The following is an 11048-nucleotide window of genomic DNA, read 5'->3' on the forward strand; positions in this document are numbered from 1 at the left end:
GGCGGCGGGGGCGGCGCGGACGTCCCGGGAGCGGTGCCGGGGCCGTCGTCGGAGCAGGCGGCGACGCCGCTCACGACCACCGCCAGCGCCGCCAGTCCCCTGCCGAGCCGTCCGGTCCTCAATCGCATACCGCTCCCCGATCGCCCTTACGGACTGATCATCCAATCACGCGACATTCCGTTGCGTAGCCTGACCTGGTCAGTCTGCACGACCCCGGGAGCTGCTGCTGGAGGGTCCGCTCAAGCGGCGTCGGTCCCCTCCGGGGTGATCCGGATGCCGACGGTGCCGGAGTCGCCGCGGCGCAGCCGGCTGCCCAGCAGGGTGAGCGCGCCGAGCAGGCCGTACTTGCGGCGCAGCAGCTTCCGGTAGGACACCGTCTGCTCAGGCGTGCAGAACACCGCGACGGCCGGGAAGTCCTCACCAGTCGGGTTGCCGCGCAGATCGCAGGGGCCGATCCTGACCTCGGGGTTGTTCCGGATCCGTTTGACCTTGCCGGAGTCCGCGACGGTCCAGACGCCGAGGGCGTCGCCGTCCCTGATCACCCAGACCGGAGTGGGCACCGCACGGCCGTCCTTGCGGAACGTGGTCACGAGCAAATACTTGCCCCGGGCGAGCCGGTCCAGCTCCGTATCCTGCATGGTCGGAGTGTAGCGCCGATAAAGAAACTCATCTTTGACAAATCAATTTTTCGGTGATTCCCTGGAGACATGCAAGAAGTCGCGGTGATCGAGGACCCGGCAGCCGCCGAGGTCTCCCTGGACCCCATGCGGTCCCGCCTGCTGGCTGAGCTGACCGAGCCGGGCTCGGCCACGATGCTCGCCGCCAAGGTCGGGCTGGCGCGCCAGAAGGTCAACTACCACCTGAAGACCCTGGAGGCGCACGGGCTGGTCGAGCTGGTCGAGGAGCGGCGCAAGGGCAACGTCCACGAGCGCATCATGCGCGCGACGGCCGCGTCCTACGTGATCTCCCCGACGGCGCTGGCCGCCGTGCAGCCCGATCCGGAGAGGTCACCCGACGCGCTGTCGGCGAGCTGGCTGCTCGCCGTCGCCGCCCGGACGGTCCGCGACGTCGGCGCCCTGATCATGGGGGCGGCCAAGGCCAAGAAGCGCGTGGCCACGTTCGCGATGGACGGCGAGATCAGGTTCGCGTCCGCCGCCGACCGCGCCGCCTTCGCCGAGGAACTGGCGGGGGCCGTCGCGCGGCTGGTCAGCAAATACCACGACGAGTCGGCCGAGGGCGGACGTGATCACCGCGTCGTCGTCGCCGTCCACCCGAGCATCAAGGAGACGCAGGGATGACACACCCGTTCGAGCTCCGCCAGGAACTCACCCTTCACGCCACACCGGAACAGGTGTGGCAGGCCATCGCGACCGGTCCCGGTGTCGACGCCTGGTTCATGGGCCGCACCGAGCTCGGCGCCGAGGTGGGCGGGCCGGCCGACCTGACGATGCTCGGCCACACCGAGCACGCCACCATCACCGCGTACGAGCCGAACGAACGGCTCGCCACCCGCTCCGAGACCGCCGCTGACGGGCGGTTCATGGCGTTCGAGTACCTCATCGAGGCGCAGAAGGGCGGCACGACCGTCCTGCGGATGGTGCACAGCGGGATGCTGGGCGACGACTGGGAGACCGAGTTCGAGGCGCTGAAGGTCGGTTCCGCGATCTACTCCGCGACCCTCGCCGAGTACCTGCGCTACTTCCCGAGCCTGGCGCCGTCGTCGATCGTCACCGCCGTCCTGCCGGACGCCGCCGACCCCGAGACTGCCTGGAAGGTCATCACCACGGCCCTGTCCACCAACGGGAACCCGTCGGTCGGCGACCCGGTGCTGCTCCCGACGGGCCAGCCCGGCGAGGTGTTCTACAGCAACCTCCCGGTCAACCTGGGGGTCCGCACGCCCGACGGCCTGTACCGGTTCATCCACTCCGGCGCCGACCGCGGCAACGCCGTCGTCCTGGGCCACCAGCTCTTCACCCCGCGCGACGAGCAGCTCACCTGGGACACCTGGCTGACCGACCTGTTCGGCCCGCACCCCGCCTGATCCAAGCCGCCTGATCCGGGCCGCCTGATCCGGGCCGCCTCGTCCCTACCGCCCCGGGCGGGCTCGCACCGCGAGCCCGCCCGTTCGGCGTCCACCCCGCCCGGTCAGGGGGCGGGGTCGGTGGCGAGACGGGCGTGGAGGTGCTCGCTGTGGCGCAGGCCGTCGCCGGCGACGAACGAGGAGCGCAGGGTGCCCTCATGGAGGTAGCCGGATTTCTCGGCGACACGGCAGGAGGCCGGGTTGTCGGTGGCGTGCAGCAGCCGGATGCGGTGCACTTCGAGGACCGCGAACGACCAGTTGGTGATGGCGCGGACCGCCGCGGTCGCCGCGCCGCGCCCGCGGGCCGCCGGCATGACCCGGTAGCCGACCTCCGCGACCTGGTCCTCGCGGTCGATCCCGAAGACCATGACATGGCCGAGGTAGTCCTCGGTGGTCGCGTCGAGGATCGAGAAGGTCGCCTTGCCCGTCCAGTCGGCGAACTTCTCGCACATCAGCCGGGCGCCCTCGAGATCGGCGACCTTGTTGAGGCGCGGGGTGTAGACCGCGACGTCGCGGTCGTCGCGGAGTTCGAGCAGATGCGCCGCCTCGGTGACACGAGGCGGACGCAGGTGGAACAGACCGGCGGTGATCTCGGTGTGTTCGATCTTCTCCTCGGAGACAATGAGCATCCCCCGATCTTGCCACCGATCAGCCGGCGACCTTACGGAGATATTCGGCGGTCAGCGAGCCGGCGGAGCCCAGGAGCTGCTCGGGGGTGCCCTCGAAGACGATCTCGCCGCCGTGCTTGCCGCCATCCGGCCCCAGGTCGATGATCCAGTCGGCGTGGGCGATCACATCGAGGTTGTGCTCGATGACGAGCAGCGAGTTGCCCGCGTCGACCAGCCGGTCCATCAGCCCGAGCAGGGTGTCGACGTCCGACATGTGCAGGCCCGTGGTCGGCTCGTCCAGGATGTAGACGCTGCCGGACTTGTGCAGCTCCCCCGCCAGCTTCAGCCGCTGGAGCTCGCCGCCCGACAGGGTCGACATCGGCTGGCCGAGAGTCAGATAGCCCAGCCCGACCTCGGCGATGGCCGCCAGCGAAGTCTGGATCTTCTTCTCTGTGAAGAAGTCGGCGGCGTCCTCCGCCGTCAGCGCGAGCACGTCGATGATCGACTTTCCGCGGAGCCGCAGCTCCATCACCTCGGGCGCGAACCGCCGTCCCTCGCATGTCTCGCAGACCGTGGTGATCGGATCCATGAACGCCAGCTCGACGGTGACGGTGCCGCGTCCCTGGCAGGCCGTGCAGGCCCCGGCCGAGTTGAACGAGAACATCCCGGGCTTCTCGCCGGTGGCCTTGGCGAAGAGCTGGCGGATCGGGTCGAAGATCCCGATGTGGCTGGCCGGGGTGGAGCGCGAGTTGGCCGTCACGGCCTTCTGGTCGACCACGATCGCCTCGGGATGCTGGACGGCGAACACCTCCGACACCAAAGTCGACTTGCCCGAACCGGCGACCCCGGTGAAGCAGGTGAGGATGCCCGCCGGGATGCTGACGTCGATGTTCTTGAGGTTGTGCAGGGCCGCGCCCTTCACCTCGAACGCGCCGGTGGCGGTGCGCGGGTTCCGCTTCACCGTGGTGCCGCGCTTGAGGTACCGCCCGGTCAGGGTGTCGGCCTGCGCCAGATCGGCGACACTGCCCTCGAAGACCAGCTCGCCCCCGTGCGATCCGGCGTGCGGCCCCATGTCGACGATGTGGTCGGCGACCGCGATCACGTCGGGGTCGTGTTCGACGACGAGGACCGTGTTGCCCTTGTCGCGCAGCCCGGCCAGCAGGTCGTTGAGCCGGTGGACGTCGCGCGGGTGGAGCCCGACGCTCGGCTCGTCGAAGATGTAGGTGAGCCCCGTCAGGCTGGAGCCGAGATGCCGGACCATCTTGAGCCGCTGGCCTTCGCCGCCGGACAGGGTGCCGGTCTCGCGGTCGAGGCTGAGGTAGGGCAGGCCGATGTCGACGATCCGCTGGAGCGCGTCGGCCGCGGCGGCGGCGAGCGGCCCGCCGACCGGGTCGTCGATGCCGCGCAGCACCTCGACCAGCTCGGACGCCTCCATCGCGCAGTAGTCGGCGATGTTGTGCCCGCCGATCCGCGACGCCCGCACCGCCTCATTGAGCCGCTGCCCCTCACACGACGGGCAGGGCCCCTCGACGATGTACGGTTCGACGGCCTCCCTGGTCCGCGCGCTGTGCGAGGACAGATCGCGGTTCAGGTAGAGCCGGTTGAACCGGTCGAAGACGCCCTCGTAGTTGACGTTGACGGTGCCGTCGGGCGTCACCCACTTGAACTTGATCTTCTTGTCGGGATCGCCCCTGGTCAGCAGCCGCAGCTCGGTCTCGGTGTAGTCCTTCAGCGGCTTGTCGTTGTCGAACAGCCCCGACGCCGTGTAGAAGGCCGGCGCCAGCAGGCTCAGCCGGAACGCGCCGTCGTTGAGGCTGCCCTCGAAATCGAGGAGCCGATCGTGGTCGGCGCGGACGGTGCGGCCGATGCCCTCGCACTCCATGCACATGCCCATCGGCAGGTTGAAGGAGTAGTACCCCTGCGATCCGGCGTTGGGCGCCGCGATCCGGGAGAACAGCACGCGCAGCAGCGGATGGATGTCGGTCATGGTGCCGACGGTGGAGCGGGAGTTGGCGCCGATCTGCTTCTGGTCGACGACGATCGCGGGCGAGATGTTCTCGATCGCGTCGGCGTGCGGCCGTTCGTGTTTGGTCATGAACCGGCGCACGAACGGCGGGTAGGTGTCGTTGAGCTGGCGCTGCGACTCGCGCGCCACGGTGTCGAACACGATCGAGGACTTGCCGGAGCCGGACGGCCCGGTGAACACCACGACCTTGTCCTTGGGGATGTCCAGGGAGACGTCCTTGAGGTTGTTCTCCCTGGCTCCCCTGATCACGATGTTCTGTTCCACGAGCGGGCTCCCCCATGTCGGCGCGACTGTGAGCCCATTCCATCAGGAGCCACTGACAGAATCGGAACCGTCGCGCCGCTAGCCGCCCGCCACGCTCGGCAGGATCACGACCTCGGCCCCGTCGGGCACCTTCGCGCTCTCCCGGCCCGCGGCCCGGCAGTCCTCGCCGTCGACGTACAGGTTGATGAACCGGCGGAGTTCGCCCTGGTCCGTCCGGATCCGCCGGGCCAGCCGGGGCCAGCGTTCCCCGATCTCGGCCAGGACGTCGCCGACCGTGCCCGAGCGTTCCAGCGTCAGCCGCGCGGCGCCCTCGGCCTCGGCCCGCAGGGCGCTCGGCACGACGACCGTCACGCTCATTCCGCGACCGCCCGCACGCAGGTGACGTCCGGCAGATGGGCGGCGACCGTCACCCAGGAGTCGCCTTCGTCGGGGCTGGCGAACACCTCGCCCGACCGGGTGCCGAAGTACACGCCGGCCGGGTCGCCGTCGTCCACGCACATGGCGTCGCGCAGCACCGACGGGTAGAACGGCTCGTCGGGCAGGCCGTCGGTGAGCGGCTGCCAGGTGGAGCCCGCGTCGGTGGACCGGTAGACGCGGCAGCGGTGCCCGACCGGGTAGCGCCCGCCTTCGTCGCCGTTGATGGGGAAGGTGTAGATGGTCCCGCCGCGCCGGGGATGGGCGACCATGACGAAGCCGAAGTCGCCGGGCAGCCCGTCGGCGATCGACTTCCAGGTCGTGCCGCCGTCGTCGCTGCGGTAGACGCCGCAGTGGTTCTGCAGGTAGAGCCGGTCGGGGTCGGCCGGGTCGCGGGCCACCTTGTGGACGCACTGGCCGAACTCGGGGAACCGTTCGGGCTGGAAGACCACCTCGATCCCGGTGTTGCCCGGCGTCCAGGTCGCGCCGCCGTCGGCCGTCCGGTAGACGCCGCCGGTCGACATGGCGACCAGCACGCTCCGCGGGTCGCCGGGGTGCGGGAGCAGCGTGTGGACGGCCTGGCCGCCGAAGCCCTCGCCCCACTCGGGCCGGTGCGGGTGGTCCCAGAGCGGGCGGTTCAGCTCGAAGGTCGCGCCGTCGTCGTCGGAGGTGAACAGGGCGGACGGCTGGGTGCCCGCGTAGATCCGCCCGGTCGGGCCGACGGTGAGCTGCCAGATCCGCTCCAGCGAGGCGCCGGTGTCGGCGGGGAAGGCGATCGAGGACGACTCCCGCTCCCGCCAGGTCGCGCCGCCGTCGTCGCTGATCGCGAGACCGGGACCGTAGATGGGGTTGCTGGCGCCCGCGAGCATCCGGCCGCGGTCGAACGCGAAGCTGTAGATCTCCGACAGCGGCAGATGCGGCCCGCTGACCTCCCAGGTGCGGCGGTCGTCCGAGCGGGCCAGGAACAGGCCCTTGACCGTGCCGATGGCGAGTGTGAAGGGCATTTCGGCCTCCCTAGAACAGAGCGGCCCGCAGGTGGGCCGGGGCGTCGACCATGGACGGCCCGTACCAGGTCAGGTAGCGACCGTTCACCAGCCGACACTCTAGGCCGGAGAACGCCTCCGGCCCGTCATCCTCGGTGAACCGGTATGGCTCGTCAGGAAGCACCACAAGCTCGGGCGCGGCCGCGTTCAGCTCGGCGAGCGGGATCTTCGGGTAGCGCTCGGCGTGGCCGTCGTAGTGGTTGCGGACGCCGAGCCTGCGCAGGACGTCGCCGGTGAAAGTACCGTACCCGACCACCATCCAGGGCCGCCGCCAGATCGGGACGACGGCCGTCCGCGCGGGCTCGGGCGGGTCGAACGCCCACGCCCGTTCGGCCGCGCCGAGCCAGGCGGGCGCGGGCAGGCCCAGGCCGTCGCGGAACAGCCGGTGCAGTTCCGTGAAGGCCGAGTCGACTCCGGTGACGACGGTCAGCAGCACCTCGACCCCCGCGTCGCGCAGCGCCTGGAGGTCCTCTGGCCGGTTCTCCTCCTGGTTGGCGACGACCAGTTCCGGCCGGAGCGCGACGATCCGCTCCAGATCGGGGTTCTTGGTGCCGCCCACCCGCTCCGCCCGGAGCCCGGGCGGATGGGTGCACCAGTCGGTGACGCCGACCAGCGTGCCCGTCCCGGCCAGGCTCTCGGTCAGTGACGGGACGAGCGAGACGACCCGCATCAGATGTTGCGGCGGTACTGCCCGCCCACTTCGAAGAACGCCTCGGTGATCTGCTGGAGCGAGCAGACCCGGGCCGCGTCCATCAGCGCGGCGAAGGCGTTGCCGCCCTGATGGACGACGTCCTTCAGGGCGGCCAGTTCGCGTTCCGCCTCGCCCCGGTGGCGTTCCTGGAAGCCGCGGACCCGGTCGAGCTGGGAGCGCTTCTCCCGCTCGGTCGCGCGGGCCAGTTCGACGGGCCCGTGCCCGGCGTCGTCGTGGGGGCTGCGGAAGGTGTTCACCCCGATGATCGGCAGGGTTCCGTCGTGTTTGCGCTGCTCGTACAGCATCGACTCGTCCTGGATCCGGCCGCGCTGGTAGCCGGTCTCCATCGCGCCGAGCACTCCGCCGCGCTCGCTGAGCCGCTCGAACTCGGCCAGCACGGCCTCCTCGACCAGGTCGGTCAGCTCGTCGATGACGTACGCGCCCTGGAGCGGGTTCTCGTTCATCGACAGCCCCCACTCCCGATTGATGATCATCTGGATGGCCAGGGCGCGCCGCACGGACTCCTCGGTCGGCGTGGTGACGGCCTCGTCGTAGGCGTTGGTGTGGAGGCTGTTGCAGTTGTCGTACAGCGCGGTCAGCGCCTGGAGGGTGGTGCGGATGTCGTTGAAGTCCATCTCCTGGGCGTGCAGCGAGCGGCCCGAGGTCTGGATGTGGTACTTCAGCTTCTGGGAGCGTTCGTTCGCGCCGTACTTGTCGCGCAGGGCCACCGCCCAGATCCGCCGGGCGACCCGGCCGAGGACGGTGTACTCCGGGTCCATCCCGTTGGAGAAGAAGAACGACAGGTTGGGCGCGAAGTCGTCGACGCTCATGCCGCGCGCCAGATACGCCTCCACATAGGTGAAGCCGTTGGCGAGGGTGAAGGCGAGCTGGCTGATCGGATTCGCCCCGGCCTCGGCGATGTGGTAGCCGGAGATCGACACCGAGTAGAAGTTCCGGACCCCGTGCTCGGTGAACCACTCCTGGATGTCGCCCATCATCCGCAGCGAGAACTCGGTGGAGAAGATGCAGGTGTTCTGGCCCTGGTCCTCCTTGAGGATGTCGGCCTGGACGGTGCCGCGCACCGTCTGGAGGGTGCGGGCGCGGATCCCGGCGGCCTCCTCGGCGGACGGCGCACGGCCGTGCTCCTCCTGGAACGCCGTGACGCCCTGGTCGATCGCGGTGTTGAGGAAGAACGCCAGGATCGTCGGGGCGGGCCCGTTGATCGTCATGGAGACCGAGGTGGTGGGCGAGACCAGGTCGAAGCCGTCGTAGAGCGCCTTCATGTCGTCCAGAGTGGCGACCGAGACACCCGAGGTGCCGACCTTGCCGTAGACGTCGGGGCGTTCGTCGGGGTCGCGGCCGTAGAGGGTCACGGAGTCGAACGCGGTCGACAGGCGGGTGGCGGGGGCGTCGGCGGACAGCAGCTTGAACCGGCGGTTGGTGCGGAACGGGTCGCCTTCACCGGCGAACATCCGGGCCGGGTCCTCGCCGTCGCGTTTGAACGGGAAGACCCCGGCGGTGAACGGGAAGCGGCCTGGCAGGTTCTCGGCGCGCAGGAAGCGGAGCAGTTCGCCGTGGTCGGAGAGGCGCGGCAGCGACACCCGGCGGATCCGGTTGCCCGACAGGGACTCCCGGGTCAGCGGGGTGCGCAGTTCCCGGTCGCGGACCACGATGACCTGCTCGTCGCCGGAGTAGGCGGCGACGGTGGCGGGCCAGCTCGCCAGGAGCGCGGCGTCGGGCGCGGGGACGGCCTCGCGCGCCGCCTCGACCAGGGCGTCCAGCCGCTCCACTCCCCCGCCGAGCTCGGTCTGCGCGGTCGTCAGATGCTGGAGCCTGCGGGCGGCGGCGGCGGCCCGTTCGGTGTCGGCGTGGTAGCCGCGGACGGTGTCGGCGATCTCCGCGAGATAGCGGACCCTCGCCGGCGGGACGATCTGCGCGGTCCTCGTCGAGGAGCGGACCTCGACCTTCGGCAGCGCGCCCGCCTCCAGCTCGAGCCCGTGCTCGGCGAGCAGCCCGGTGAGATGCTGGTAGAGCGCGGTGACGCCGTCGTCGTTGAAGGTCGCGGCGCTGGTGCCGAAGACCGGCATCTCCTCGGGCCGCGCGCCGAACGCCTCCCGGTTGCGGATGAGCTGCCGTGCCACGTCGCGCAGGGCGTCGGCCGCGCCGCGCCGCTCGAACTTGTTGATCGCGACGACGTCCGCGAAGTCCAGCATGTCGATCTTCTCGAGCTGGGAGGCCGCCCCGAACTCCGGGGTCATGACATACAGGGACACGTCGACGAGCGGGACGATCGCGGCGTCGCCCTGGCCGATGCCGGGGGTCTCCAGGATCACCAGATCGGAGACGGCCTTGGCGGCGGCGACGATCGCGTCGATGTTGCCGGGCAGTTCACGGGAGCCGCGGGTGGCCAGGGAGCGGAAGAAGACGCGGTCGCCGTCCAGGGAGTTCATCCGGATCCGGTCGCCGAGCAGCGCGCCGCCGCCGCGCCGCCTGGTCGGGTCGACGGCGAGGACCGTGACGCGGAGCTTGTCCTGCTGGTCGACCCGGAGCCGGCGGACCAGCTCGTCGGTCAGCGAGGACTTGCCGGAGCCGCCCGTGCCGGTGATGCCCAGGACGGGGACGCGGCGGCCGGTCGCCAGCGCGCCGTCGAGGGGGCGGCCCGCCTGGAGGCAGGTGAAGGTGCGGGCGAGCGCGTGCCGGTCGCCCGACAGGACGGCGTCCTGCGCGGCCGGCGCGGCGCTCAGATCGGTGTCGCAGGAGGCGACCAGCTCGTTGATCATGCCGGGCAGGCCGAGCCGCTGGCCGTCCTCGGGCGAGAAGATCCGCACCCCGGCGGCGGCCAGCCGCGCGATCTCCTCGGGGACGATCACGCCGCCACCCCCGCCGAAGATCTTCACCTCGCCCGCGCCCGCCTCGGCCAGGGCCTGCGCCAGATACTCGAAGTACTCGACGTGGCCGCCCTGGTAGGAGCTGACCGCGACGCCCTGGGCGTCCTCCTCGATCACGGCGGCGACGACCTCGCGGACCGAGCGGTCATGGCCGAGATGGATCACCTCGGCGCCCTGGGACTGCAGGATGCGGCGCATGATGTTGATCGCGGCGTCATGGCCGTCGAACAGCGCGGCCGCCGTCACGAACCGCACCGGGTGGACCGGCTTGTGCAGTTCCATCGGATCTCTCCCGCGATACTTTGAAGTCCAATATTTAGCCTTTAAAGTATTTCTCGTGGAGTGTCCCCGTCAAGCACCGCTACGGTGAGCCCGTGACGTTCGACCCGCTCGCCGAGGCCTACCGCCAGTGGCAGGACCGCTGGCCCGACCACGCCGACCACATGGCGGCCGTGACGTCGGTGATGCGCGTCCAGCAGCTCCTGCTCAGCCGGATCGAGGCGATCCTCAAGCCGCACGGCCTGACCTTCGCCGCGTTCGAGGCGCTCAGGCTGCTCGCGTTCACCCGCACCGGCGAACTCCCCATGGGCAAGATGGGCCAGCGCCTCATGGTCTCGCCCGCCTCGGTCACCAATGTGATCACCCGGCTGGAGCGCAACGGGCTGGTCACGCGCTCCCCCTCCCCCGACGACCGGCGCGTCGTCCTGGCCCAGATCACCGACCGCGGCCGCCGGACCATCGAGGACGCCACCACGGCCCTCCACGACGCCGACTTCGCCCTGCCCGACCTCACCCAGGACCAGGCCGCCGCCCTCACCCTGGCCCTGCGCACCCTGCGCAGCTCGGTCGGCGACCTGAGCTGAACCTCTAAGGACAGTGGCCTTGGCGGACGAAGAGCGCGACCTCGCCGCCGGGGGTCCAGCGGCGTCCTCCCGCCGGCTGCTGGCTGCGGACCAGATCGCGGGCCGGGCCGTCCTCGCAGACCACGGCCGCGGCGAACCCCGAGCGGCGCAGCAGGCCCGCGGCCTTGGCGA

Annotated in this window: 10 protein-coding genes; 3 read left to right on the forward strand and 7 right to left on the reverse strand. The window is 70.6% G+C overall.

All coding sequences use genetic code 11. From position 1 onward, the window contains the following. Positions 1–239: 239 nt before the first annotated feature. A complete protein-coding gene (locus ACYVE7_RS19660; RefSeq protein WP_460366414.1) occupies positions 240–638 on the reverse strand; it encodes a PPOX class F420-dependent oxidoreductase in 399 nt (132 codons plus the stop codon). Positions 639–707: 69 nt separating this feature from the next. On the opposite strand from ACYVE7_RS19660, the gene ACYVE7_RS19665 reads away from it, so the two are divergent. Both ACYVE7_RS19665 and ACYVE7_RS19670 read left to right on the forward strand, forming a co-directional pair. Beyond that, on the forward strand, positions 708–1298 hold the full coding sequence (locus tag ACYVE7_RS19665) for an ArsR/SmtB family transcription factor (RefSeq protein ID WP_460366415.1): 591 nt from the start codon (positions 708–710) through the stop codon (positions 1296–1298). Then, entirely contained in the window at positions 1295–2041 is a 747-nt protein-coding gene (locus ACYVE7_RS19670; RefSeq protein ID WP_460366416.1) for an SRPBCC family protein, read from the forward strand. Before ACYVE7_RS19665 ends, ACYVE7_RS19670 begins: the two co-directional genes overlap by 4 nt. A 104-nt stretch (positions 2042–2145) precedes the next feature. Here the strand turns inward: ACYVE7_RS19670 and ACYVE7_RS19675 are convergent, their stop codons facing one another. The 6 genes from ACYVE7_RS19675 to icmF form a co-directional block, all read right to left on the reverse strand. Then, entirely contained in the window at positions 2146–2709 is a 564-nt protein-coding gene (locus tag ACYVE7_RS19675; protein ID WP_460366417.1) for a GNAT family N-acetyltransferase, read from the reverse strand. A 19-nt stretch (positions 2710–2728) separates the two neighbouring features. After that, a complete protein-coding gene (locus tag ACYVE7_RS19680) occupies positions 2729–4978 on the reverse strand; it encodes an ATP-binding cassette domain-containing protein (RefSeq protein ID WP_460366418.1) in 2250 nt (749 codons plus the stop codon). A gap of 78 nt (positions 4979–5056) precedes the next feature. Continuing rightward, the gene (locus ACYVE7_RS19685) at positions 5057–5335 is read right to left on the reverse strand and encodes a MoaD/ThiS family protein (RefSeq protein ID WP_460366419.1); all 279 of its coding nucleotides are present in this window, start codon (positions 5333–5335) and stop codon (positions 5057–5059) included. Beyond that, positions 5332–6396 (reverse strand): WD40/YVTN/BNR-like repeat-containing protein, encoded by a 1065-nt coding sequence (locus ACYVE7_RS19690; protein WP_460366420.1) that lies wholly within the window; start codon positions 6394–6396, stop codon positions 5332–5334. The genes ACYVE7_RS19685 and ACYVE7_RS19690 overlap by 4 nt, the downstream gene beginning before the upstream one ends. Positions 6397–6406: 10 nt before the next feature. Continuing rightward, complete coding sequence (locus tag ACYVE7_RS19695; protein ID WP_460366421.1) at positions 6407–7105, reverse strand: helical backbone metal receptor; 699 nt, start codon at positions 7103–7105, stop codon at positions 6407–6409. Next, positions 7105–10296 (reverse strand): fused isobutyryl-CoA mutase/GTPase IcmF, encoded by a 3192-nt coding sequence (gene icmF, locus ACYVE7_RS19700; protein ID WP_460366422.1) that lies wholly within the window; start codon positions 10294–10296, stop codon positions 7105–7107. The genes ACYVE7_RS19695 and icmF overlap by 1 nt, the downstream gene beginning before the upstream one ends. Positions 10297–10388: 92 nt before the next feature. Here icmF and ACYVE7_RS19705 point away from each other — a divergent pair, with 92 nt between their 5' ends. Continuing rightward, positions 10389–10877, forward strand: coding sequence for a MarR family transcriptional regulator (locus ACYVE7_RS19705; protein WP_460366423.1), 489 nt, complete (start codon positions 10389–10391; stop codon positions 10875–10877). Positions 10878–11048 lie beyond the last annotated feature (171 nt).

The sequence above is a fragment of the Actinocorallia lasiicapitis genome, from assembly GCF_054778695.1.

What these genes read in the sequence shown, in the direction of transcription:
- ACYVE7_RS19660 (WP_460366414.1), bottom strand. Translation starts at nt 638, where the DNA reads ATGCAGGATACGGAGCTGGACCGGCTCGCCCGGGGCAAGTATTTGCTC.
- ACYVE7_RS19665 (WP_460366415.1), top strand. Translation starts at nt 708, where the DNA reads ATGCAAGAAGTCGCGGTGATCGAGGACCCGGCAGCCGCCGAGGTCTCC.
- ACYVE7_RS19670 (WP_460366416.1), top strand. Translation starts at nt 1,295, where the DNA reads ATGACACACCCGTTCGAGCTCCGCCAGGAACTCACCCTTCACGCCACA.
- ACYVE7_RS19675 (WP_460366417.1), bottom strand. Translation starts at nt 2,709, where the DNA reads ATGCTCATTGTCTCCGAGGAGAAGATCGAACACACCGAGATCACCGCC.
- ACYVE7_RS19685 (WP_460366419.1), bottom strand. Translation starts at nt 5,335, where the DNA reads ATGAGCGTGACGGTCGTCGTGCCGAGCGCCCTGCGGGCCGAGGCCGAG.
- ACYVE7_RS19690 (WP_460366420.1), bottom strand. Translation starts at nt 6,396, where the DNA reads ATGCCCTTCACACTCGCCATCGGCACGGTCAAGGGCCTGTTCCTGGCC.
- ACYVE7_RS19695 (WP_460366421.1), bottom strand. Translation starts at nt 7,105, where the DNA reads ATGCGGGTCGTCTCGCTCGTCCCGTCACTGACCGAGAGCCTGGCCGGG.
- icmF (WP_460366422.1), bottom strand. Translation starts at nt 10,296, where the DNA reads ATGGAACTGCACAAGCCGGTCCACCCGGTGCGGTTCGTGACGGCGGCC.